Consider the following 25,116-nt stretch of genomic DNA (forward strand, 5'->3'; position numbering starts at 1 on the left):
CGAAGGTTCTGATCGCCCCTTGCAATGTAGGATTTCGTCTGCTGGGATCGATGCGCTGCCGCTCGGCGACCGCTCTTTGACACTCTGGATGCCGACCCGGAACCTGTGTGGATTCCGCCATGGCCCGGCCGCCGGCAGAACATGCGCGATAGTGTGACCCCGGTGTGACCTTCGATCCGCAATGCGCGCGCTGGGCTGCGAGGGGGTTTAGAACCGATTCAAAGCACCTCAGTTCCCCTGCCTTCGCAGGGGAACGATCAGCCCGATTGCTAAATATGGCCGGGGCGCCGCCTTATTGCGGCTTGGCGGGGGCTGCGGCAGCCGGCTTGGGCGCGGCGGGCAGGGGGCTCTTGTCGAGTGCGGCGAGTCCGGCCGGGAAGTCCTTGAGCGTCACCGGCACGACGATCCGCTGGCCGTTGCCGGCGGTGAAGCCGATCTTGAGCGTCTTGCCCCCGCGCAACGCAGTCAGCAGCGGCGCATCGACCGCGACGCCGGTATAGGCGCCGTTCTGATCGCTGGTCTGTACCACCAGAGGTTTTTCCGCCGCCGCGTCGACCTGAAGGCTGACGCCCGCAGGGAACAGCACGCCATGCGGAAGCGCGATGGTCATGGTGTGTCCGGCCTGCGCGGTGCGCTGGAGGATCACCGTCAGCAGCCGCTGCTTCTGTTCGCCGGCCAGCAAATTCTGCACCAGGCTGCACGGCTGGTTCGCAGCGGGCGCAGGCGTGGGGCTCGGCGCGGCGGCGGGGGCGCAAACGAGTTGCCAGGCCGGCCCGGCCGGCTGCGCCGGCGCCGCGGCCGGTGCGGGCGTGGTCTGGGCCGGAGCGGCCTGACCTGCCGGCAACCCCATCCAGCTGGCGCCTGCCGCCAGCAATGCTGCGATCTCTTTCATGCCATTCTCCCCTTGCGGACATGCTAGTCCCAGCACGTTCCCGGTCAACGCCGAACTGTCGCCCGCTTCGTGACGGTCCCTCAATGATCGCTGGTTGTACGCAGCCCGGTGGCAGCGCTAGGATCGGGCGATGGTTGCAAAGGTCAAGACCGCGAAACCGCTGGATGTCCGGGCGCGGCGCAAATCGCTGCGCCTGCATGGCACGATCGCACGCGATCTCGGCATCCTGATCGTCTCGGGGCGCTACCAGCCGGGTGAGATACTCGACAACGAAGTCGCGGCGAGCGATCGGCTCCATGTCTCGCGCACTGCGTATCGCGAGGCACTGCGTATCCTTGCCGCCAAGGGCCTGGTCGAAAGCCGGCCGCGCACCGGCACGCGGGTCAGCGATCGCGAGAAATGGCATTTGCTCGATCCCGACGTGCTGTCGTGGATCTTCGAGTTCGAACCCGACGATGCCCTGCTGTTCAGCCTGTTCGAGCTGCGCAAGATCTTCGAACCCGAAGCCGCCGCGCTGGCGGCCCAGCGCCGGACCGACGTGCAGCTGGAGCGCATGGCCGAAGCGCTGGAGGGCATGGCGAGGCACAGTCTGGCGGTGGAAGAGGGGCGGATCGCCGACCAGGACTTCCATGCCGCCTTGCTCGAGGCTTCGGCCAATCCGTTCATCACCTCGCTGACTACCAGCGTCAGCGCGGCAGTGGCGTGGACGACGATCTTCAAGCAGCGCAACAGTCCGCTGCGGCGCGATCCGATCCCCGATCACCAGCGCGTGTTCGATGCGATCGCGGCGCGCGACCCCGAGGGTGCGCACGCGGCGATGGCGCACCTCGTCGACATGGCGTTCCTGGACACGACGCGCAGCCGCGCACCGAAGCTTCCCAGGGGTGCCCGCCGCGAAACCGCGGCGGGATAGTCGAATTCCCCTCCCTTTTAGGGCGGGGTCAGGGTGGGTAAGAAAAAGCCGGGCTCGATGCCCGGCTTTATCTTTATAACGGCTTCTCGTTGGGCGCGCTTCGCGCGCACCCACCCCCAGCCCCTCCCTTTCAGGGAGGGGAGCAAGAGAGCTATTCGACCGCCACCACTGGCTCGTCCGCGAGCGGGTTGGTGACTCTCGATCCCCACAATGCATAGAACAGCACGTAGAGCTCGCAGATCGCGCAGATGACGAACGACGTCTGGAGACCGTAAACGTCGGCGAACTTGCCCTGGAAATAGACCAGGGCGCCGCCGGCGATCGCCATGATCAGCAGCCCCGAACCTTCCTCGGTCAGCGGACCCAGGCCCTTGATGCCCAGCGTGAAGATCGTCGGGAACATGATCGAGTGGAACAGGCCCACCGAGATCAGCGACCACATCGCGATCGGACCATGCGCGAAGGTGGTGATCATCATCACCACGAAGGCCAGCGCACTGGCCACCGCGAGCACCGTCTCCGGCTTGACCGAGCGCATCAGGAACGCGCCGACGAAGCGGCCGACCATCATCCCGCCCCAGAGCAGGAAGAGATAGTGACCGGCCTGTTCGTGGGTGAGGTTGCCGATCTCGGGCTGCGAGACGAAGTTGACGAAGAGGTTGCCGACGCCGATCTCGGCGATCAGGTAGATCGCGATCGCAGGCACGCCGAACACCAGGTTGCGGTGCTGCCACAGCGAGTGGTTCTTGCGGGCTTCGCGCGAGTGGCGCGCGACGGCATTGCCCATCGCGGGGAGCTTGAAGCGCGCGATGACGACGGCGAGCAGGATCAGCACCACTGCGACGATCAGATAGGGAAGCTGCACCGTCTGCGCATCGGCGAGACGCTGCTCGAGCGTCAGCGCCGCCGCGCCGCCTTCGGTGGTGCCCGAGACGCTGCGGCCGAGGATCAGATAAGCGCCGAACAGCGGCGCCAGCGTGGTGCCCATCGAGTTGAACGCCTGGACGAGGTTCAACCGCGAAGACGAACTTTCAGCCGGCCCGAGCACGGCAACATAGGGATTGGCTGCAACCTGGAGCAAAGCGATGCCCGATGCGATCACGAACATCGCGGCGAGCACGACGTAATAAGACAGCAGCATCGACGCCGGAATCATGATCAGTGCGCCCACGGCCATCACGATCAGGCCGGTGACCATCGACTTCTTGTAGCCGATCCGCTCGATGATCTTGGCCGAAGGGATCGAAGCGACGAAATAGGCGATGAACCACACGCTTTCGATCAACGTGGTCTGCGCATAGCTCAGCACCATCACGCTGCGCAGATGCGGCAGCAGCGTGCCGTTGATGACGGTGATGAACCCCCACATGAAGAACAAGGTGGCCAGCATCGACAATGCGGCGCCATAGGGTGCGCCCGCGCCCGACGGGGCACCGGCACGGGGTTGAACGGGAACGGCTGGCATGGGCTTGTTCTTCTCCTGGGGAAGGCTTGTTCTAATGTGCGACCGGCCAGCCATCGTCCGTCCAGCCGAGCGGCCGGATGCGGAGGGTCGGCACGCCGCGCGCTTGCGTATCATAAGCGTGGTAGACGATGTAATCCTGCTTGCGCTCGCGCAGGATCGCGATGTGTCCCGGCCCGACGAAGCGCTCGCGACCGATCTCGGCATGGAGGACGCGCAGGCCGCCGCCGTCCATCATGCTCTTGCCGTTGCGGTCGAGATAGGGGCCCGCGGGATCCTTCGAACGCCCGACCACGGTGTAATAGGTGCTTGCTGCGCCCCGGCAGCAGAAATCGTACGAGGCGAAGAGATAATAGAAGCCGCCGCGGCGGACGACGAACGGCGCTTCGATCGCGCTCGGGCTGCGGCGGCTGGCGATGGCATGGACCTCGCCGTCCTCCGCCCGCAGCCCGGTGCCCGGATCGAGCCGGACGAGCTTGAGGCCCGACCAGAAGCTGCCGAACGCCAGCCATTGCCGCCCCTGCGCATCGTCGAAGACATTGGGGTCGATCGCGTTGAAATTGTCGTACTCGCCCGAGCGGATCACGAGACCCTTGTCGGTCCATACCGGATTTGCGAGCGAAGGCGTGGTCACCAGCCCGATCGCCGAATGGTTGCTGCCGAAGGTCGAGACCGAATAATAGACGCGGTACTCGCCATGCGAGAAGCTGACGTCCGGCGCCCAGATCCCACCCGCGCCGGGCACCGCATCCTTCACCCAGGCGGGCATCTCGGCGAAGACCGGCGCGGCGCGCGTCCAATCGGCGAGATCGTTCGAAATGCGGATATGGATCAGGCCCTTGCCGGCGCGCTGCTGGCTGGTCGTGAACAAATAGAAGGTGTCGCCCTCGCGAATGATCGCAGGATCGTGGACGGGGGCGATGTCCCCTGCGAGGCGCGCGTCGAGCGATGCCGGCGCAGGCGCAACGGTCTGCGCTGGCGCCGGCGATGCGGTGGCGAGAAGCGCCGTCAGCAGGAGAGCGAGGGGGATGCGGATACCCTCCTCGTCAGCCGGACGCGCGTGCCGCGCGCGGCCGGCAGGGTTTTTCGCGGTCGAGAGCCATTTTTCTATCCTACTCCATGCGCCTCCGACGGGTCGGCCCGCTCTGCGATTAGTCAGACAAAATACGGGTGGCGGTGATTCCTGCAAGCGCTTTGTCACGAAGCGCGTCTTCGCGGGGCGGGAAGTGCCGGAAAGGGCGGCTTTTCGTCCGACGGGATGCTCGGCGAGGTACGGAGCCAAGGTCTGCGCGGATTGATCCGCGCGACGTTGCGCATATAAGTCTGACTATTATTCGAATCGGAGGATCCAGAGGTTATGGCGTTCAGGCTCGTGCAGTTTCGCGATTCGACCGGCACGCGGGGCGTCGCGGCGTTCCTCGACGGCGCCCCGGTGCGGCTGAACGGCGTCGCCACGACCTACGAACTCGCGCGCGCCGCGATCCGCGAGGGCGCTTCGCTCGAAGCAGCGGCGCGGGCGCGGGCGGGGGAGGCGATCGACCTCACCGCAGCCGAAGCCGAGGGCCGGCTGCTCGTGCCGATCGACCATCCCGATGCGGCGCATTGCTACGTCACCGGCACCGGTCTCACCCATCTCGGCTCGGCCGAGGGGCGCGATCAGATGCACAAGGCCGCGGCGGGCGGCACGCTCACCGATTCGATGCGGATGTTCAACATGGGGCTCGAAGGCGGCAAGCCGACCGACGGCAATCCCGGCGTCCAGCCCGAATGGTTCTACAAGGGCGACGGCTCGTCGCTGGTCGGCCCGGGCGAGCCCTTGCCGTCGCCGCATTTCGCGCTCGACGGCAGCGAGGAGCCCGAGATCGCCGGGATCTACCTTATCGACGATGAAGGCCGTCCGCGCCGGCTGGGCTTCGCGCTCGGCAATGAATTCTCCGACCACATCACCGAGCGCGGCAATTATCTGTGGCTCGCCCATTCCAAGCTGCGCCACGCCTCGCTCGGCGCCGAATTGCTCGTCGGCGAGCTTCCTGCCGATGTGCGCGGCACCAGCAAGATCGTTCGGAACGGCGAGACGATCTGGGAAAAGCCGTTCCTCTCGGGCGAGGCGAACATGTCGCACGCCATCGCCAATCTCGAGCATCACCATTTCAAATACGGGCTGTTCCGCCGCCCCGGCGATCTCCACGTCCATTTCTTCGGCACCGCGACGCTGTCCTTCGCAGACGATGTGCGGACCGAGGAAGGCGATGTCTTCGAAGTGATCGCGGCACCGTTCACGCTGCCGCTGCGCAATCCCCTGAAGACGGTGCCGGGCGGTGACGCGAGCGTCCTGCCGCTTTGAACTGCCGACCGACCGGGGCCCAAGTTAGACAAATAGAAAGCGGACCTGCGCCGCTGAACAGGGAGAGTGGCATGAAGCATTGGAAACAGGGGTTGTTGCCCGCCGCGATGGCAATGGTGGCGGGGCCGGCCTTCGCGCAGGCGCCGGCCGCCGTCACGGTTACCGTCGACACCAATAAGGCCGGGCCGCGGATCGAGCCCGCCATCTATGGCCAGTTCGCCGAGCATCTCGGCCGCGGCATCTATGAAGGCGTCTGGGTCGGGCCCGATTCGAAGATCCCGAACACCAATGGCTATCGCAACGACGTGCTGGCGGCGCTCAAGCACATCAAGGTGCCGGTGGTACGCTGGCCGGGTGGCTGCTTCGCCGACGAATATGATTGGCGCGACGGCATCGGCCCCAAGGCCAAGCGCCCGGTGCGGATCAATCGCCACTGGGGCGGCGTGACCGAGGACAACCAGTTCGGCACGCACGAGTTCATGAACTATTCGGAGATGCTCGGCACCGACGCCTATGTCGCGGGCAACATGGGCTCGATGAGCCCGCGCGACATGAGCCAGTGGGTCGAGTACATGACTGCCGAGCAGGGCAGCCTTGCCGAGGAGCGCAAAAAGAACGGCCGCGAAAAGCCGTGGGCGGTCAAATATTTCGGCGTGGGCAACGAGACCTGGGGCTGCGGCGGCAGCATGCGCGCGGAATATTCCGCCGACCTTCACCGCCGCTACCAGGAGTTCGTCAACGCGCCCGCCGGCAAGCCGAAGATCGTCAAGGTCGCCAGTGGCGCCAATTCCAGCGACTATAATTTCACCGACGTGATGATGCGCGAAGCGGGTAACAAGATGAACGCGCTCAGCGTGCATTATTACACGCTGCCGACGGGCAAGTGGGACAAGAAGGGCGCCGCCACGGGCTTCTCCGAAGACGAATGGGCCTCCACGCTCGGCCGCGCGACGTTCATGGACGAGCTGATCACCAAGCACGTCGCGATGATGGACAAGCACGATCCCGAGAAGAAGGTCGCATTGTATGTCGATGAATGGGGCACCTGGTACGATCAGGAAGCGGGCTCGACTCCGGGCTTTCTCTACCAGCAGAGCAGCCTGCGCGATGCCGAAGTCGCGGCGCTGACGCTCAACATCTTCCACCGGCACACCGATCGGGTGAAGATGGCGAATATCGCCCAGATGGTGAACGTCCTCCAGGCGATGATCCTGACCGACAAGGGCCGGATGGTGCTGACCCCGACCTATCACGTCTTCGACATGTACGTGCCGTTCCAGGGCGCCACGCCCTATCCCGCGGACGTGAAGGGCCCGACCTACGAGAAGGCGGGGTTCAAGGTGCCGATGGTCGACGTGTCGGCAGCGCGCGGCGCAGACGGCAAGCTGTATCTGTCGCTGACCAACACCGATCCGAACAAGGCGGCGCGGGTGACGACCAATCTGAGCGGTACCGCGCGCGGGCGCATCCTGACCGGGCCGGCGATCGATACGCACAACACGTTCGACCGGCCGAACACGATCATGCCCGCCGCGTATTCGGCGCGAAGCGCGGGCGGCAAGCTGACCTTCGACTTGCCGGCCAAGTCGATCGTCGTGGTGGCGGTCGACTGAGGTGCTGACTCGGCGGCTGTTCCTGGGTTCGGCGAGCGCGCTTGCGCTCGCCGGCCCGGTGCTGGCCCGGACCGTCGTCGAGAGGCCGATCAAGGTCCGACCGTTGCCGCTTTCGGCGGTGCGGCTCAAGCCCTCGGTGTTCCTCGACGCGGTCGAGACCAACCGCCGCTATCTGCTGTCGCTCTCGCCCGAGCGGCTGCTCCATAATTTCTACACCAGCGCTGGGCTGCCAACGAAAGGCGAGACCTACGGCGGTTGGGAAGCGCGCGGGATCGCGGGGCACACGCTCGGACACTATCTGTCCGCGCTGTCGCTCCTCGCTGCGCAGACCGGCGACGCGGTGGTGCGCGATCGCCTGCGCCACACCGTGTCCGAGATGGCACGCATCCAGGCCGCGCAGGGTGACGGCTATGTCGGCGGCACCACCGTCGAGCGCGACGGCACGCAAGTCGACGGCAAGATCGTCTTCGAGGAAATCCGCGAGGGCGACATCCGCACCAGCGGGTTCGACATCAATGGCGGCTGGGTGCCACTCTACACCTGGCACAAGGTCCATGCCGGGCTGATCGACGCCGTGCGGCTGGGCGATGCGGAAGAGGCAATGCCGGTGATGCTGGCAATGGCGGGCTATCTCGGCACGATCCTCGAAGGCCTCGACGACGCGGCAATGCAGAAACTGCTCGCCGCCGAGCATGGCGGGCTCAACGACAGCTATGCCGAGACGTATGCGTTGACCGGCAACCCGCGCTGGCGCCGCATCGCCGAACGGATCTATCACGGGAAGGTGCTAGCGCCGCTGGCAGCGGGAAAGGATGACCTCCCCGGCCTTCACGCCAATACCCAGATCCCCAAGCTGATCGGTCTGGCCCGGCTCTACGAACTGACCGGCGAGCAGCGCCATGCCGATGCCGCGCGCTTCTTCCACCAGACCGTCATGCGGCATCACAGCTATGTCATCGGCGGCAATAGCGAGCGCGAGCATTTCGGGCCGCCCGACCAGATCTCGACCCGGATCACCGAGCGTACCTGCGAGGCGTGCAACAGCTACAACATGCTCAAGCTGACGCGGCACCTCTATGGCTGGCAAGCGGATGCTTCGCTGTTCGACGCTTACGAGCGCATCCACTTCAACCATCTGCTCGCGCACCAGCATCCCGAGACGGGGATGTTCGTCTATTTCATGCCGCTCAGTGCCGGCGCGCGGCGGACCTATTCGACTCCCGAGGACAGCTTCTGGTGTTGCGTCGGCTCGGGGATGGAGACCCACGCCAAGCATGGCGAGAGCATCTACTGGCACGATGACGCGACCCTATTTGTCAATCTGTTCATCCCGTCCACCGCCGAATGGCAGGAGCGGGGACTCGAGGTCGATCTCGACACCGGCTATCCGTTCAGCGAGCAAGTGACGCTCCGAGTGACCAAGACGCCACGGGCGGCGACGGCGATCGCGCTGCGCCTCCCCGGCTGGTGCGAGACGCCGTCGCTGGCGCTCAACGGCAAGCCCCAACCGATCGACCGCGCCACCGGCTATGCCCGGCTCGATCGCCGCTGGCGCGTTGGCGACACCATCGAACTCACCTTGCCGATGCGCGTCCGCACCGAGGCGACGCCCGACGATCCGCGGATGCTCGCTTATCTGAGCGGCCCGCTCGTCCTCGCTGCCGATCTCGGCCCCGCGGCCGAGCCGTTCGACGGGCCTGCGCCGGTTCTGATCAGTGCGGATCCGGTCGCATCCTTGATCCCGATCGCCGCCGCCGAGCATCGCTTCCACCTCGCCGACGCGCGGCCGGAGGCGCTGTCTTTGGTGCCCTTCTTCCGCCAATATGACCGTCGCACCGCCGTCTATTTCCCCCGCTTCACCGAGGCGCAGTGGGAAACCGAGCAAGCCGCTTATGGCGCGGCGCAGCGCGCGAAGGCGGCGCTGGAGGCGCGGACCGTCGATGTCCTCAATCTCGGCGAGATGCAGCCCGAGCGCGACCATGACTATCGCTCGAACCACAGCGACCTGTTCTCCTGGGGCGGCCGCAGCGCGCGCCAGCTTCCCTGGGGCACGGGCAATTACATGGAATTCAGCCTCGCGGTGCGCCCCGGCCCGATGCTGCTCAGCGCGCTCTATTGGGGGGAGGAAGTGAACAAGAATTTCGACATATCGGTCGAAGGCACGCGCATCGCCAATGAGCGTCGCGCCGCGCCGCCGGTGAAGCGCTTCGTCGGTGTCGACTATCCGATTCCCGAGGAATTCACCCGCGGCAAAAGCAGGGTGACGATACGCTTCGAAACCAAGGGCACCGATGCGTTCGTCTACGAAGCACGGACGCTGGCGAAGTGAGCGGGCTCAGCCGCCGGCACGCTCTCGGCTTGCTCGCAGCGGCGCCGATCGCCGCGCAGGCAAGACCCCAGCGCAATTTCCGCGATCTCGCGCCGCGTCCGCCGATGGGCTGGAACAGCTGGGACAGCTTCGCCGCGACGATCACCGAGGAGCAGGCGCGCGCCAACGCCGTAGTGATGGCCGACAAATTGCTGCCGCACGGCTATGACGTCTTTACCGTCGACATCCAATGGTACGAGCCCGGTGCGGTGGGTTTCGAATATCGCGTCGGCGTCGAGCTGGCGATGGACGGCAACGGCCGGCTGCTCCCAGCGCCCAATCGCTTCCCCTCGGCAGCGGGGGGCAAGGGGTTTAAACCCTTGGCGGACTACGCTCACAGCCTCGGGCTCAAATTCGGCATCCACCTGATGCGCGGCGTCCCGCGCCTCGCCGCCGATCGCAACCTGCCGATCCTCGGGACCAGATATCGCTGCGGCGACATCGCCGACCGCGTGAACATCTGCCCGTGGAATTCGGACAATTACGGCGTCGACATGAGCAAGCCCGGTGCCCAGGCTTATTATGACAGCGTGTTCGCGCTGATCGCTTCCTGGGGCGTCGACTTCGTCAAGGTCGACGACATCGCCCGGCCCTATCATCGCAACCAGCCCGAGATCGAAGCCGTGCGGCGCGCGATCGATCGCAGCGGCAGGCCGATGATGCTGAGCATTTCGCCGGGAGAGACGCCGCTCAGCGCCGCCGCGCATGTCGCCGGCCACGCCAACCTCTGGCGAGTCAGCGACGATTTCTGGGACGAATGGCCGCTGTTGCTGTCGCAGTTCAAGCGCCTCGCCGATTGGGCGCCGCATCTGCGCCCCGGCGCCTGGCCCGATGCCGACATGCTGCCGCTCGGGCTGTTGGCGCTCGGCAAGCGTCGGACGCGCTTCACGCCCGACGAGCAGCGCACGATGATGACGCTCTGGGCGATTGCACGCTCGCCGCTGATCATGGGCGGCGATCTGCGGGCGCTCGATGCCGATACGCTGGCGCTGCTGACCAACGACGCGGTGCTCGCGGTCAATCAGCACGGCACCGCGCAACGCCAGCTCTTCCGCATCGGCAACCAACTCGCCTGGACCTCGCGCGCTTCCCGCTCGACCGCGCGCTACCTTGCGCTGTTCAACATCGGCGAGACGGCGGAAGAGGTCGGTGCCGACCTCGCCAGCCTGAGCATCGCGAGAAGTGCCAGGGTGCGCGATCTATGGACCGGCAGCGACCTCGCCGACGCGAGGACGCGCTTCGCGGTCACGCTGCCGCCGCACGGTTCGGGACTTTACCGGCTGGTTTGAGCGGTCAGCTCTTTTCCTTGCCGGTGCATTCGCCGGTCCGGCGCGCTTCCATCTTCATCGACATCGTGTGCGCGGTCATCGGCTGGCCGGCCGTGCCCGCGCTCTTGCTGGTCATGGTCAGCTCGAAATTGTCGCTCGAGAATTTTCCGGCCATCGTGGCGTCGACGGTCATGCCACCGGTCTTGCATACCATCTTGGCATCGAGCTTGCCGCCATCCATGCTGAAATGGTCGTAGCGGCAATCCTTGTTCTGCCCTGCGAAGAAGTCTGCGGCGGGTTTCTTCGCCTGCTCGGGCGTCAGGCAATTGTCGAACTTCTGGCCTTTGCCCATCTGCGCCTTCATCTGCGCGGCCGCCTCGGGCGGCATGCCGGGGACCTGCATGTCGGTGACGGTCGCAGTGCCTTCCCAATGGCCCGGCGCCATCCTCGGTGCGGCGCCGCTCGCCGCCACCTTCTCGGCAACTTCCTTGGCGCTCGCATTGGTCGCCTCGACCGAGGACCCCGAATGGCACGCGGACAGCGCCAGTGGCGCGAGTAGCAGCAGCTTGTTCATCGATTTTCTCCCCAATCGCGCATAGCATATGGGGGGCGCGGCGAGACGACAAGGCTGCGCTCACCGCCACTGGACGATGAGCGGACCAGGCATCCAGGGATGAAGGATCGTCGCGAAGCCCCACGGCAGCTGGTCGATCAGGATATCGAGCACGCGGGTCTCGACTTCGAGCCGCCAGCCGGTCTCGCAGCGAGTCAGCCGCCCCTGGCGCTGGAAGAAGGTTTCGCGCAGCGCCGCGAGCCCGCTCTCGGCAAGCGGCGGCCAACTGGTGAGGATGGTGCGCAGCAGTATATCCGCCATCCGCAGCTCGCGTTCGTCGAGCTGCGCTTCGATCGCGACGGGCTCGCGGATCGCGAGGCCGCACAGGATCTTGTTGAGCGCGAGTTGGGGCTCGGGCGCGTCGGTGCGCGCGTCGACCAGCCATTGCAGCAGATGGACCGCGCGCGCCTGGCAATCCGCATCGCACCAGCGCCAGCCGCCTTGCGCGTCGGGCTCGACATAATCGAGCGACTGGAAGAGGCGGGGCAGGAAGGCGGAGGCGAGTACCAACCCCGCATTGGCGACATACAGAACCGCCGGCGCTTCTTCTGAGCTCTTAGGCTGCGCTTCGGCCACACGGCGGTTCCGCTCGCTTGCGCGCAGGTCGAGCGCGATCCGCAGCGGCGCGTCGCGCATCCCTTCCAGCGACGCGGCCAGTAGCGTCTCGACGCGGCGGCGAAGCGGGGCGGGCGGAGCTGGCCTCCCTTGGGTCCCGTCGAGGAAGAGGCTGGTCAACTGCACGATCGGCCGCGCGCTTCGCGCCGCGGCGAGGATGCAGTCCCATTGCTCGGTTCGCGCCAGCGGCGCAGCGCAGGCGCGCCGGGCCGCAGCCAGCCGTTCGGCGGCGTGGAGCAGCCCGCTCGCGGCGGTGGGTGCGAGGATCGCGAGCAATTGGACGAGTTCGGCTTCGCCGAGTTCGCGTGCCAGCAAGGCTCGGCTCCGCGCTTGGTCGAGTTTGCGCCGTAGCGCGCTCGGCGAGCGTTTCGCCGGCAGGCCGAGGAGCATCGCGGCGCGGGCCAAGGCGTTGAGGTGATGCACTTCACGATCCGCGCCGCTGATTTGCGTAGCGCCGCGTTTCCCGCGCGGCGTCGGGTCCGTCAATAGCCGCCGCAGCGCCGCTTGCTCGGCAAGGCTGGCGAGTGTCCCGAGCTGTCTTAGCCATTCGGTGGCGAAACCGCTGCGGCTCCGCCAGTCCTGCGCGGCGGCAGCGAGCGCAAGCGCGCGTGCGACTTTCGCTGACGCGACGGCCAGTCGGCCATTGCGGCCGGTGATCAGGCGCAGCAGCTCCGATGTGCGCTCACGCTCCGCAGACGCCATCGCGGCGAATAGGAGCGGCGCGGTTTGCGGCTTCTCCAGCAGAATCGTCAGTTCGCTGGGCGCCTCGGCGCTCGCGGCGATCATCTGCAAGGCCGCAAAAGGCCGCGCCCGGACCAGCGCCGCGATCCTCCGCTGCGGGTCGGTGCGGCGCGACCGCGCGCCGTTTGGAACCGCACGCGTCGGGATGTCGCCGATCTTTCTCGGCTCTCCGACAAGCGTTGCAGCGATACTTGCCCGCCATTCGGAAACCGACAGCTGGCGCAGTTCGGTCTTGGAAATCGACAACAGCAGCGCCAGTCGCACCAGCGATTTGCCGGGCAGCGCGGCCAGCAGCCGCTCGTGCCTTATCCTGCTCGCGAGTAGCCGCGCTCTGAGCGCGGCTGGTGCCACCCCCGACAGCCGCGGCAGGAGGTACGTCAAAGCCGCGGCTCTTTCTTGCGCAGAAAGCCCCTGGTTGGCTTCCCACAGGAATCCGAATTGCTCGAGCGCCGCGTGGCGGAAGGCAAGTCGATCGATTGCGTGCGCAGGGGGCAGGCATAGCGTCAGGATCGCGGCTCTGTTCGAAGAGTCGATCCCGATCGCTGCCGTTGGTCCTGCGAGGCCGAGGCGCAGCTGCGCGCGCAGGCCGGCCACCGGGACATGACGCGCGCGGGCCAGCGCCGCCAATGCGCGGGTGAGCAGGATTTCGGGCAGGTCGTCGTCCTGCGACGCCGCGGCGACGGCGAGCAACAGGTACCATTCCGCCCGCGTGCACCGAGCCGCGCGGGCCAGCGCGGTCAGCGCAACGTGGAGGTGCGCTGCCAGCAAATGCTGGGCGATCGCGTCGGGCGCGTCGGCCGCGCCGAGAAGGGTGCAGAGCCGGGGAGCATCCGCCGCCACGAAGCCCCGCAGCATCTGCCGTGTCCGTATGGGGTTGGCGGCCAGCGCGCGGGCAAGACGCTCGCGGATACGGGTGAGCTCGGCGGACGTGGGATGTTCCGCCGCTCCCGCCAGCGCTGCCGCCAAGGCCCGGCACGGCCCCACCGGCTCGGCGCGTTGCCGTGGCAAGGGGTTGCCGGGTGCGAGATCGATCCGCTCGGGGGCCACGCCGCGCATCCGGGCGATCAGCGCGCGAGCAGGCCGCGCCGCGCTTTCTCCGCGCGCTGCGGAATGGCCGGCAAGCGCGAGCAGGGCGATACGCTCGGCGTGGTTCGCGGCAAGAGCTTCCAGCGTCGCGGGAAGGCCGGCTGAGTCGATGTTCCAGATCGCGCCAAGCGCCCTGGCGAGAGAGAATATGCTCCCGATTGAGGCATCGAGCCGCGCTGCATTGTTGCGGGCCAGCCTTTGCAGCAGCCAGCGCAGTTGCTCGACACCCACTGCCGCGACCAGCCGGCGCCCAACCCGCTGCTGGCGCGGCGACAGCGAGGCCCGGCCCAGCAGCGCGGCGAGTTCGACGATGCCGGCTTGTCCCGCCAGCAATGTGGGTTCCTCGGCGACCAGCTCGCTCAATATCGCGACGAGCGACCCCGGCGCGCGCCGCCTCGCCAGCACCCGCGGCAATCCCCGCCGCAGCTGCGCGATCAGCGCTGCGAGCGTCGTCCCGCCGCTGCGCGCCAGTTGCACCAGCAGGCGCCGGAGGAATGCCTTTCGGTTGGCCTGCAATCCGCTTTGCTGGAGCGCGTCGCGCAACACGATCGTCCACAGCATCTCGGTGAGTTCGGCAGGGTTGGCCGAGATCAGCCGTTCGGCGGCATGGCTCTCGCGCACTTCCTCAAGATAAGAGAGGATATAGGCCGCGTGCACCGGCGCGAGCCGATGGAGCAACGCGGCGAGCAGTGCTTCGGGCATCTGCCGGACCAGCCGGCGCAGCAGCGCGTCGCTCGAACCGCGTCGCCGCAGCATCGCGACGAGCGCGAGCGGATCCTCCGCGATCAGTTGCGCGAGCATGTCGGCTGGGCGCAGCGCCGGCGCGATCGCTCTTGCCGCGGGCCAGGTGCCGTGGAGCGAATAATGCTCGAACGCCGAGACCAGCAAGCGGTCCTCGCGCTCCCGCCTCACTCCGCTTCCTCGCATGCGCAGTGCCTCGGCGAGCGCAACGCGCAGGCGATGGCGCAGGACGCCTCCGGCGCGATCGAGATCGCGGGGCGCGAAGTTTCCCAACGTGACCGATATGCGATCGATGCGGATCCGTTCGCCAGGCGTGTCGAACTCGTCGAGCACTTGCGCGAGGATATCCGCGAAACGCTCCCGATTGATCCCGGCGACGCGATCGAGCAGCGCCGGCCCCGCCAGTTCGCGCGCAACGTCCACCGTCAGTATCTGTTCTTCGATCAGATGCGCCAGCTTCGCCAGATGAGGACCCGGCCCAGTCGCCACTCGGTCAGCCCGCGACGCGGCCGCTGCCGGCGAGTTCGCGCGCGACCGCGTCGGTTATCCGCGCATCGGCCACATAGCTATCGCCTTCGATCAGCGCGTGTACGCTCACGCGGCGAAGGATGTTGATCATCTCGCCGCCGCTCAGTTCGTAGCGGCGCGCGAGCGCGTCGAGCGGCACGCCCTCGGCCAGCCGCGCGCGGGGCTCGGCGAACACCATCTGCCATAGTTTGAGGCGTGCCGCGGCGTCGGGCATCGGGAAATAGACCATGGCCTGGAACCGCCTGGCAAAGGCCGCGTCGATATTGGCCTTGAGGTTGCTGGCCAGGATGACCACGCCGGGGGACTCCTCGATCCGCTGGAGCAGATAGGCGATCTGCTGGTTGGCGTGACGATCATTGGCGGTCTGAGTGTCGCCGCGCTTGCCGAACAGCGCGTCGGCTTCGTCGAAGAACAGCAGCATGTCGCCGTGCGCGGCCTGATCGAACAAGGCGCCGAGATTTTTCTCGGTCTCGCCGACCCATTTGCTCACCACGCGCGACAGGTCGACCCGATAGACCGGCAGCCCCAGCGTCTTGCCGAGCACTGCGGCGGTCATGGTCTTGCCCGTGCCGGGAGGACCGTGGAAAAGGGCGCGATAGCCGGGCTTGAGGTGCTTGCTCAGGCCCCAATCTTCCATCAGCAGCCGCTCGTTGCGGACCCAGGCGAGCAGCTCCGCGAGCGCTTCGTGGATCGCCGGGCCGACGACGAGGTCCTCGAAGACATAAGGAGTCTCGAGCAATTGGGCCGGAAAGAGCGGACCAGAGGCAAGGGGGGCGGACCGGCCGGTCGTGACGCGATCGAGCCAGCGCTGGCTGATTGCGAGCGGCGTCCAGGGGGCGTTCGAATCCTCGGCGCCGTCGAGTATCCGTAGCGCGCGCAGCGGGCTTTCCGCATCGATCAGCCGAAGCGCGGCGAACCGCTGGGCGATGTCCTCGCCGCCCAGCACGAACAGGGCGGTCTCGCGGGTCGGGACGAAGCCGCTCTGCGGGCCGCTGTCGGCGCCGCCGAACTCGGTGAACCGACGCTTGGTGGCCTGGTTCTGGATAAGGAAAGTGTCGAGCGCCTGCGGCCGGACGTGCGGGAGCAGCGCCAGCATCAATATGACGCGTTCGGCCGGCGACAGACCGGCTTCGCCTACGGCGTCGGCATAGGGGCAGCGCAGCTTCGCGAGGTTTGGCGCGGGCACGAGGTCGACCACATCGCCCTGTTCGTCCCGGGCGTGGAGATCGAGGCGGCGGTCGACGACTCGGCGAAACCACGCGATCTCCGCTTCGATCACGGTGCCGTTGCGCTTCATTCCCGTTCCCTCTCGCGCCGCGTCCAGCGTTCCAGCAAGTCGCGCAGCTCGACGGCAAGCTGATCGGCGGCGTGCCGCGCGTCAACTCTGAGCGCGGCGCGCCACAGGCGCTCGACATCGCGCAGGCGCCGCCAGCGCGCGGGTTCGACGAAATGCATGTGGAGCCCGATATGCGCCGGCAATCCGACGCGGATCGCAGCTTCGATCTCGCCGCGGTAGCGATGATCGCGGCGTTCGTCTTCGGGCAGGGTGATCGCCACGCTGACTGCCATCGCATATTCGTAGCGACTGCCCTCCAGCGCGCGCCGCGCCCGCGTGCGCGGGCGCAGCATCATGTGCTCGATCAGGCAGACCCGCGTGCCGAGCAGCAGGCTGGCGTAAAGCTCGAGACCCGAGCGCCGGCGCGACGCACCACGCGCTTCGGGATCGAAGCCACGCGCGCGCCGACGCGCCAACGCACCGCGATGATCGAGCAATGTCTGCTTGATCGCAACCCGGCGCCGCGCTGCCGCCTCGCCGCGATGCGTGAATCGCGGGGGAGTGGGAATGATGTCGGCAGGCACGCCATAAAGCGCGAGCAACATGTCGAGCAGCTTCTCTTGCTGCGGCGGGGGAAGCGCAAAGGCGATCGTGCCACCCGCCAGCGCCGATGTCGCGCCGAGACGCGTGCAAAAGTCCGCCATCACGGTCTCGAAGATTTTGAGGAAACCCTCTAGCTGCACCGCTGCTGGGGTGTCGGGTTTGTCGGGTGTCGCCAGGCCATAGACCCGTGGCAATTGCGGCCCGAGCGGCGCGATACGGGCCAGCGCCCGCGACATGCCGGTGCGCAGCGCGAACGCCTGCCGATAGGCCGGCTCGAGCGGCCACGACGCGCGGTGCGCCTCCCATCGGCGCAGCAATCTTCGCAGCACTTCGCCGCGATCGATTGCGCACGGCCGGCCACCGATGCTCAGCGCGAGCGGGAGCGCGTCCTCCTCTATCCCGGCGTCGAGGCTGCACCAGGCCTCGGGATCGATCGCGGCAGGGCCTTCGCACTCCCCCGTTCCTTCGAGCCACAGCCGACACTCGCGCACGCGCAGCACCCCCGGCGTCTCCCGCAGCACTTCGGCGAGCGCGTCGGGATCGATCGTCGCGGGCTTGTCGGTGAGCTCGCCGGGCGCGATCAGTCCGCGCAGCAGCAATGGCCCGTCGAGCGCCGCCGCAGCGGCTTGTGCGTCGAGCGGCGTGCGCCGCGGCTCCGGGGCAAGGAAGATCGCCAGCCGGAACAGTGCTTCGGCCATCACTGCCTCCGCCCGCGCGCCGCGCTCGAGCTCGAGCTCGAGCTCGGCGCGAACGAGCGTGCGCAAGGGTCGCAGCACACGGATCGTGCCGATATCCTCGCAGATCGGGCGATGGCGCTCGAAGGCGCGCCGCACCCGCCGCGCGAGTTCGCGGTAGCGGAGATGCTGCTCGGGATGCACGCCGGGCAAAGGCAAAGCGGCGTGAATCCGCACGTCGTAGAGCCCGGCCGGCGCGTTCCGCGGCGTAAGCCAGACATTGCCCAGCCCCTCGACCCGGTCGAGAAGGACACGGCGGAAATCGGCGACTGTAACCGGCGGCGATGGCAGCGCGCGCCACGCTGGATAGAGCCCTTCGCGGCCGCCGAGGCTAGCTCCGGCGAGCAGGTCCTCCACAGGGAGCGTTGCGCGATAGCCTAGATCAGTGAGCGCATAGCTGAGTAGCTCGACCAGGGTCACCCCGGGGTCATGCGTGTTATAGTCGGTCCAACCGGCGCAGAGCTGCTGGAGATTCGCGATCGCTTCGGCCTTCAGCGCATCGAAATCCTGACCGGGCGGCAGCGCCGGATCGCGCGCGAGCGCCGCAGGGGTGGCAGGGGCTACCATGATGCAGTCGCCGAAGCCGCAACGCTGGTCAACGCGATCTCGCCGGCAATCGGCACGCGCCAGCCGGTGTCCGGGCCGGCCAATGTCACGTCGACTCGCTGTATCGAGCGCACCTCCGGCTGCGCCCGGAGAAAGCGCGCGATCGCGGCGCGGACGTGATCGGCATCGGCGGCGTCGTCCAGATCCATGCTCGGCTCGGCCCCGGGCGTCAGCAAGGCGATAAGCGCGGTCTGGATGGGTTCGAGGTCAAACCGGTCGAGCACGAGGCAAGCCGTCACGTCGACGCCGACATAGACGGGATCGACCACCGCGATGCGCGCAAACGGACTTGCCAGCCCGGCGATGCGGTCGGCGATGGCGGCGCGCAGCTGCGGCGCTGCCGTTGGTCGCGGCCAAGCGCCGGCGCCGAGGGCGGGGATCACTATCACCGTTATTTCACTCGCCATCGTCTCCCGCGCGGGATCGCCTTCGCCCAAGACGCGTACCTGGGCGATGTCGGGGAATTCGGAGAGCACGAGCCGTTCCACATCCCAGGCGGAGGCGGCGCGGGCTCGGTGGCGGGTGCGTTCGGCGGTGCGCGCCCGCAGCATCGCCGGCGCTTCAGGCGGCCGACCGCCCGCGCTGTCGACTGGCTGAATCACGCCGGCCAGCCCAGGAAGCCGTGCCACCGTGCCCGCCGGGATCGGAGCCATCGCCGTTTCGCTGCCGTCGACCAGCCGAGTCGCCGAGACGGCGTCGGGCAGGATCGCGACAATCGCCGGCGGGGCATCTGCGGCCCCGAAGCGCAACCGCAGCGAGAAAGGTCGCGCCATGTCTTCAGGAACGTCGATCCGCAGCACGCCCGTGGCGGCGAAACCGTGGGTCTCGTCGGCGAGCAAAGCGTCGGGCGGAAGCGGCTGCCAGCCTGTGGCGGCGCGATAGCTCCATGACGGACGGTGGCCGACGCCGGTGCCCGCGAGCTGCACGAGCAGCGCCAGCACGTCGCGCGCGCGAACGCCGTCGAAGCAAAGGTCCAGAGTCAGCCCTTGTGGCGGGGCGGGAAACAGCATGGCGCCGCGCAATGGCAGCGCGGTCGCCGTCTCGAACGTCTCCGCATGATGGAAGGTCAGGTCCTGCGCCTCGATCGTGCGGGCGTAGTCGAGCGCAATTCTCGAGAGCAGGGGCTGGAAGGGCGGATTGGGGAGCAGCACGATCGCGGGCGGCGGAGCGTCGGCCTCGACGCGCTCCAGGCCTTCGACATTGCGCAGGATCCTGGCGGGGAACCCCAGGATCGCACGCAGCAGACGCCTGAAAAAACCGGGCCGGGGGAGCGGCGCTTCGCCGCGGGCGATCGCCTCGGTTGCGTATTGGACGTTGGCGGCATGGAGCGAATGGCCGAAGCCGTAGATCGGGCCGCCCAAAGTCACGCAGATATGATCAGGCAGTTTGCTACCCACGTCGGGCATGGCAGCGGCGGCGAACCACGAGCCGGGCGCTAGCGGGCCGCGCTCGGGCGTGAGCGCCGGCGCGGGCTCGAAATCGGTGCCGAATATGTCGGGCGGCGAGGCTGCGGCTACCGGCGGCGCGCTGCCCAGGCTCGCCGGCGCGAACAGCGGCAGTCGATGCGACGCGTCCCAACCGGGCACCGGGGCGGTGAGTGTGGCGGTGAATGTGGAATTGTCGAAAGGGGGCCAGTCGAACAATGCCCCGCGCGCGTCGACGACATATCCCTGGTAATAGCTCGCGAACCCGCCGTCCCCAGGCGGCAGACCGGCCCAATCGAGACGCAGGACGAGACGATCGAGCGGCGGTCCCGCAAGCGCCGGGTGATCGATGCGAAGCCAGCCGCCGGGAACGGGCGGCGTGCCGAAGGGTGCCGCTGCCGTAACGCTTGCCGGGCCGGAAGGCGTGCGGACGTGGATGTCGGGCACGTCCTTGACTGCAAGCGAGAGGCGCGCATCGCGAATGCGGGCATCCATCCGGCCGCCGTGAAGGGTGAGACGCAGGGCCGGAGAAGGCGGTGCGTCGGCTCCGTCCAGGCAAGCTGCCAGTTCGGGAAGATCTGAAGGGAGGACGAAGTCGACCCGCAATGTGCCCGCGTCGAACGCGGCATCGGCAAAAGGAACCGCCAACCAGCCCGTCGCCGTCGAGACACTTACCTCGATCCTTCCGCCGGTCGCGGCATCTTTCCCGTCGAGATCGAGTTCCAGCGTGATTCGCCGGGTCCCGCCGCGCAGCGCGAGCAACGGCGTGGCGAACATTGCATGGGCCGCGAAGGCGTCGCCGGGAACGGAAGCTGCGATGCCGAACCCCGGCTCGCCGAGGCTTCCATCCGGGCCAGCCTCGAACCGGACTATTGTCGCGTCCGGTAGCCACAGCCGCGCCTCGCGCAGCATCGAGCCGGTGACGGCGAGTGTGGTGTCGGTGGCGAAGACGATCGGCTTGCCGCCCTTATCCTTGCCGGCCGGTACCAAAGTGCCCTGCGGCAGCGCCGGCCGCCCGCCGGGCTTGGGCACCAGCGCCAGCAACAGGCGATCGGGTCGCGCCTCTGCCGGGACGGCATGGAGCAGAACATGCTGATAATAGTCGATCCACTGCTCCGGAATCCGGTTCAGCAATTCGCGCACATGGCCGAATATCCGAGCGAATGCGATCGTCAACGCCGGATGCGCACTGTGATCGCCGGTGCGCAGCGACGCTTCGAACGCGTCCGCGGCGCGACGTCCGAGCGCGCGCATTTCCTCGACGAACCCCTCGACGGCATCGGCGAGCTCGCTCAGCATCCGATCCGCCCAGGCGCGCTCGACTGCCTCCGCCACGCCGCGCGCTTCGCCTTCGAGCATCGCCCGGCGCCATGGCCGCATTGCGACGTCCCAGCGCTCGTGGCGAAAGCGTTGGCTCAGCTCGACTTCCTCGATCGCCGCGACGTGATCGACCAGCCGCTGCAGTTGCGGCCCCAGCACGCGCTCGATGACTTCTTCGGCGAGCCGCCGGATCGATTGTCCGCGCAGGACGCCGCCCAGGTCGGCGGGCGCCAGCCACGCATCCAGATCGTCGGCGAAGCATAGACATGCTTCCACCAGCCGAGTCAGCAGCACCTCGTTCTCGCGCGGGCTGCCGCCGCGTCGCGCTTCCTCCAGCACGCGGTCCACGGGTTCGGCGTGCGACTCGATTTCCGCAGTGACGAGCAATGCGAGGACGAAGCTCGGGTCGGCGAGCAGGATTCGCCGCCAATTGCCGTCGACCTCGCCGGCATCATCGTGAAAGGGGATGTCGGCGGCGGATCGCGCGATATCGGTGAGCAGTTCGGGCAGCCCGCGCGCATCGAGGCGGGCATTCTCGGACAGGAAGGCAAGCGGCGCGCGGCCGGCCTGGCGCGCCCAGCGCGTGATCAACCGCGCGCGCGGCGCGCTCACGGGCCTTCCACCAGCGTTCCCTCGTTCTTGTAGAAGGGGAAGACCAGATTGTTGCGGGTGTTGGTGGCGCGGACGCGATAGTCCACGCCGATCAGCACCAGCGCCGGATCGCCGGCGTCGATCGTCGCGGTGACGTCGATCAGGTCGATGCGCGGCTCCCAGCGGACGATCGCCGTGGTGACCATCTCGCGCAGCTCGCTGAGCAGGCTCGCCGTCAGATCGGCGAAGACGAAGCGCGGCAGGTCGCAGCCGTAAGTGGGGACCATCACGCGCTCGCCCTGCGGCGTGGAAAGCAGGACGAACAGGCTCTGGCGGATGTCGGCATCGCCTTCCTCCATCTCGGTGCCGAGCGTCACCGACGAGACCCGCGGCGGAAAGCTCCAGCCGCGGCCGAGGAAGGAGGGGGGGTTAGCGGGAGGCATGTGCATCTCCCGCCGTCACCCCCGCGAAAGCGGTGGCCCATCTCCTGAAATATCCACGAGCACAGCCGCCGTATACGGGGCGTAGCGCTGGAGATGGGGCCCCGCTTTCGCGGGGGTGACGAAAGGGGGGCAGGGAGGCGGACACCTTCATCCCCCGATCAGCACGGTGGGCAGGCCGAGCACGATGCTGCCGCCATGCGCGCAAGCGTCGCCGATCCGCGCGGCGGGCATGCCGGCGATGATCACCGTCGCGGATCCTTTGACGATAGTGTCCGGCGGGCCAACGCACACCGCCATGTCCCCGATCCGCGCCGCGGGCAGGCTGCCGATCAGCACGGTCGGCGCGCCCGGTCCGCTGATCGGCCCGCCGACATGCGGGATCGGCGGCACACCCGGCGTGACCATCGGGCAGGCGTGCATGTCGGTGAGGCGCGCGGCGGGCGGCATCAGTTGATCTTCACCAGCGCGCCGTTGACTTCGAGGATCGCGGCTGCCTTGAGCGAGCCCATCCCGTTGCTGGCGAGCGCGAGCTGGCCCGATGCGGTTGCTTCGATCTGCACTGCGCTGACGGCGCATTTGACTGCGGCCTTGACCGTCAGGTTGGCGCCGCAATCGATCGTCATGTTGGCGGCGGACTTGATCGTCATGTTGGCCGCGCTGATCAGGTCGACCGTATTGCTCTTCATCACCAATTTGTTGGCATTGGGATCGGTGACGGTGACCGTCCCCGCTTTGTCGTCGAGCTCGACGAAGCGCCCGCCGGGGGTGCTGACCTTGAGGGTCACGTCCTTGTCGTTGAAATTCACTTCCATCTTCGATCGGGTGACCAGCGCCTTGATGTCGTTGGGCTTGTTCGGCGTGTGGGTCGGCGCGCGGGGGCTCGAATAGACGCTGGCGAGGATTACGGCGCTGCCCGGATCCTCGTTCATGAAGCCGAGCACGACTTCGTCGCCGACCTCCGGGAAGAACGACCAGCCGAACCCTTGCGAGGCATAAGGCTGGCCGAGCCGCGCCCAGATCGCATTGTCGGCATCGGTGAGCGGCAGCATCACCTGGATGCGGAAATCGCCGTTGGGGTCTTCGGCCACGGCCTTGACCTGACCGATGTGCAGCCCGCGGAGCGGCGGTGCGAGCCCGGCGGCGGGCGGATCGACGATCTTGCCGTCGCGACTGGCGAAGCGCTCGGCGGGCATGCCAAGATCGGCGATCGTGTGCCAGTCGCCGCCGCGGATCAGATGGCGCACGCCGGTGACGAACGCCTCGCCGTTGAAGCGCTCGCCGAGCCCCGCGAGGGTGACTTGCTTGCCCGGCTTGGCCAGCGCGCTGCCCTGGAATTTCACCGTTCCGGTGAATTGCGAGAGCTTGGCGCGCATCAGCGCCGCGGCCGACCATTTGCCGAGTTCGTCCTCGGAGCGCGATGCGCTGGTCTGCTGGACGAACGCATCGACGCCGAGCACTTCGGCGAGCGCGGGTTGTTCGAGATTGCCGGGCACGGTCACGTCGGTGGTACCGGCGGGGCCCGCCGCGCTCAGGGCCTGATCCGAGTAGCTCCATGCACGGCTGTTCACCGCGCCGTCGCCGAGCTGGGCGATCGCATCGACTTGCGCGTCGAAGCTCAGGATCGAATCGCCATATTCGAGGGTAAGGACCGAACTTCCCCCCGCGGTGGGGTCGATCACCGCGACCTGCTTGTCTTCGACCACGACCAGGCACCCGCTCGCCTCCGCCCGGAGCAGCATCAGATCCCAGTCCGATGCATGCGCCTGCACCATCGCCTCGACCTTGGTGGTGGCGGCTTTGTTGGTGCCCATGCTGCCGCCGTTCGCCGACACCAGAGCCGCGATCAGCGCCGCGTCGGTCGCCCGCTCGGTGACTGCGCTATGGCGGGCGAGCGTCATCTTGAGCAAGGGGTCGCTGGTCTCCACGACGAGCTGCGCCGAAGTCCCCGGCGCGATCCGCAGCCCATGGCGCACCACCACGCCCTTGTGGATCACCGCCAGATCCGAGCCATAACCGGCAGACAGGACGATCTTCGCGCCCGGAATGAAGGTCTCGGCGTCGCTGAACGGAAATGTCTCGGTATCGGGCTGGCCGTCATAGAGCGTGATCCGCGCGCGGGGGATGCGATTGGCCTCCCACCAGATCTCTACCGAGGCGATCTGGTCGGTGTCGATCGTCTCATCGTCGGCGGTCAGCGCCAGCTTGACCGGGAGGCCGGTCTTCGAAGCGGGGGAGACCGCGTTCACCGCCCGGCCTGCGCGATCGGCGGGAAGAGTAGCGACCGGCCGGGCTCGAGCGTGCGGAAATCGTCGAGCCGATTATGGTCGGCGACCGCGAGATAATAGCGGCTGTCGCCATAGATGCGGTGGCACAGCAAGGGCAGCGTATCGCCGGCGAGCACGGTCACGACATGCGTCATGTCGGGCGAGCTGAGCTTCTGCGCGGCGCGACCGTCGGTATTGTCGTGATAGCCGAGAAAGGTCGCCTTGACCTTGGCGCGCAGCGCGGTGCCGTCGGGGGCGAACAGCGTGTAATCGATCCCCATCGTCTTGAGCCGCCCCTTGAACAACAGGCTGCCCCAGGCGAGCTGGACGTAATTGGGCGAATGGATCGCGCCGTTGATCTCGTAGATCAGCCGTTTGAGGTCGGCGAGCTGCTCGTCGACCGACTTGGTCGGTGCGTCGGGCACCGTGCCGGTGCCATCGAATATCAGAGCGAGCTCGAGCGCTTCGCCCTTGTCGCGGTTGAACACCACTTTCTTGCCGGTGCCGCCGGCGCCCTGCTGCTTGGTGTAGCAGACCCCCATCGCCTGCGAATATTGGTCGGGGTTGATCATCACCTTGATCGGATTGGGCCGGGTCCTGGCCTGGCTGTTGAAGCCGGGATCGGCGAAACCGGTGATGGTCAGCTTGTCGAGGCCGCCCTTGCCCGCCAT

Annotated in this window: 17 protein-coding genes; 5 read left to right on the forward strand and 12 right to left on the reverse strand. The window is 67.4% G+C overall.

Annotation, left to right across the window (positions count from 1 at the left end):
- Nucleotides 1-292 precede the first annotated feature (292 nt).
- A complete protein-coding gene (locus tag E5A73_RS08300; protein WP_135963353.1) occupies nt 293-892 on the reverse strand; it encodes an invasion associated locus B family protein in 600 nt (199 codons plus the stop codon).
- 130 nt (nt 893-1,022) lie between these two features.
- Here E5A73_RS08300 and E5A73_RS08305 point away from each other — a divergent pair, with 130 nt between their 5' ends.
- A complete protein-coding gene (locus E5A73_RS08305; protein ID WP_135963354.1) occupies nt 1,023-1,805 on the forward strand; it encodes a FadR/GntR family transcriptional regulator in 783 nt (260 codons plus the stop codon).
- 151 nt (nt 1,806-1,956) lie between these two features.
- On the opposite strand, the gene E5A73_RS08310 is transcribed toward E5A73_RS08305, so the two are convergent.
- Both E5A73_RS08310 and E5A73_RS08315 read right to left on the reverse strand, forming a co-directional pair.
- Entirely contained in the window at nt 1,957-3,270 is a 1,314-nt protein-coding gene (locus tag E5A73_RS08310; RefSeq protein WP_135963355.1) for a sugar MFS transporter, read from the reverse strand.
- A gap of 31 nt (nt 3,271-3,301) precedes the next feature.
- The gene (locus E5A73_RS08315; RefSeq protein ID WP_135963634.1) at nt 3,302-4,303 is read right to left on the reverse strand and encodes an arabinan endo-1,5-alpha-L-arabinosidase; all 1,002 of its coding nucleotides are present in this window, start codon (nt 4,301-4,303) and stop codon (nt 3,302-3,304) included.
- Nucleotides 4,304-4,624: 321 nt separating this feature from the next.
- Here E5A73_RS08315 and araD1 point away from each other — a divergent pair, with 321 nt between their 5' ends.
- The 4 genes from araD1 to E5A73_RS08335 all read left to right on the forward strand — a co-directional run bounded on the left by araD1 (nt 4,625) and on the right by E5A73_RS08335 (nt 10,881).
- Entirely contained in the window at nt 4,625-5,611 is a 987-nt protein-coding gene (araD1, locus tag E5A73_RS08320) for an AraD1 family protein (RefSeq protein WP_135963356.1), read from the forward strand.
- Nucleotides 5,612-5,682: 71 nt separating this feature from the next.
- A complete protein-coding gene (locus E5A73_RS08325; RefSeq protein WP_135963357.1) occupies nt 5,683-7,224 on the forward strand; it encodes an alpha-N-arabinofuranosidase in 1,542 nt (513 codons plus the stop codon).
- A 1-nt stretch (nt 7,225) separates the two neighbouring features.
- Nucleotides 7,226-9,553 (forward strand): beta-L-arabinofuranosidase domain-containing protein, encoded by a 2,328-nt coding sequence (locus E5A73_RS08330; protein WP_135963358.1) that lies wholly within the window; start codon nt 7,226-7,228, stop codon nt 9,551-9,553.
- Nucleotides 9,550-10,881 carry a glycoside hydrolase family 27 protein gene (locus E5A73_RS08335; protein WP_420822564.1) on the forward strand — a complete coding sequence of 444 codons (1,332 nt, stop codon included), beginning with the start codon at nt 9,550-9,552 and terminating at the stop codon, nt 10,879-10,881. Before E5A73_RS08330 ends, E5A73_RS08335 begins: the two co-directional genes overlap by 4 nt.
- A gap of 4 nt (nt 10,882-10,885) precedes the next feature.
- Here E5A73_RS08335 and E5A73_RS08340 read toward each other — a convergent pair whose 3' ends face one another.
- The 9 genes from E5A73_RS08340 to E5A73_RS08380 all read right to left on the reverse strand — a co-directional run bounded on the left by E5A73_RS08340 (nt 10,886) and on the right by E5A73_RS08380 (nt 25,116).
- The gene (locus E5A73_RS08340) at nt 10,886-11,434 is read right to left on the reverse strand and encodes a DUF3617 domain-containing protein (protein ID WP_135963359.1); all 549 of its coding nucleotides are present in this window, start codon (nt 11,432-11,434) and stop codon (nt 10,886-10,888) included.
- A gap of 60 nt (nt 11,435-11,494) precedes the next feature.
- Nucleotides 11,495-15,145, reverse strand: coding sequence for a contractile injection system tape measure protein (locus E5A73_RS08345; protein WP_135963360.1), 3,651 nt, complete (start codon nt 15,143-15,145; stop codon nt 11,495-11,497).
- Between the two features lie 4 nt (nt 15,146-15,149).
- The gene (locus E5A73_RS08350; protein WP_135963361.1) at nt 15,150-16,481 is read right to left on the reverse strand and encodes an ATP-binding protein; all 1,332 of its coding nucleotides are present in this window, start codon (nt 16,479-16,481) and stop codon (nt 15,150-15,152) included.
- Nucleotides 16,478-18,364, reverse strand: coding sequence for a hypothetical protein (locus E5A73_RS08355; protein WP_135963362.1), 1,887 nt, complete (start codon nt 18,362-18,364; stop codon nt 16,478-16,480). Before E5A73_RS08355 ends, E5A73_RS08350 begins: the two co-directional genes overlap by 4 nt.
- Entirely contained in the window at nt 18,358-21,759 is a 3,402-nt protein-coding gene (locus tag E5A73_RS08360; protein WP_135963363.1) for a hypothetical protein, read from the reverse strand. The genes E5A73_RS08355 and E5A73_RS08360 overlap by 7 nt, the downstream gene beginning before the upstream one ends.
- Nucleotides 21,756-22,181, reverse strand: a complete 426-nt coding sequence (locus E5A73_RS08365; protein ID WP_135963364.1) for a GPW/gp25 family protein — start codon at nt 22,179-22,181, stop codon at nt 21,756-21,758. The genes E5A73_RS08360 and E5A73_RS08365 overlap by 4 nt, the downstream gene beginning before the upstream one ends.
- Nucleotides 22,182-22,328: 147 nt before the next feature.
- The gene (locus E5A73_RS08370; protein ID WP_135963365.1) at nt 22,329-22,628 is read right to left on the reverse strand and encodes a PAAR domain-containing protein; all 300 of its coding nucleotides are present in this window, start codon (nt 22,626-22,628) and stop codon (nt 22,329-22,331) included.
- Nucleotides 22,628-24,427: a phage baseplate assembly protein V gene (locus tag E5A73_RS08375; protein WP_135963366.1), complete on the reverse strand. Its 1,800-nt coding sequence runs from the start codon at nt 24,425-24,427 to the stop codon at nt 22,628-22,630. Before E5A73_RS08375 ends, E5A73_RS08370 begins: the two co-directional genes overlap by 1 nt.
- Complete coding sequence (locus E5A73_RS08380; RefSeq protein ID WP_135963367.1) at nt 24,424-25,116, reverse strand: CIS tube protein; 693 nt, start codon at nt 25,114-25,116, stop codon at nt 24,424-24,426. The genes E5A73_RS08375 and E5A73_RS08380 overlap by 4 nt, the downstream gene beginning before the upstream one ends.

This window comes from Sphingomonas gei, assembly GCF_004792685.1.
GTDB classification, from domain to species: domain Bacteria; phylum Pseudomonadota; class Alphaproteobacteria; order Sphingomonadales; family Sphingomonadaceae; genus Sphingomonas; species Sphingomonas gei.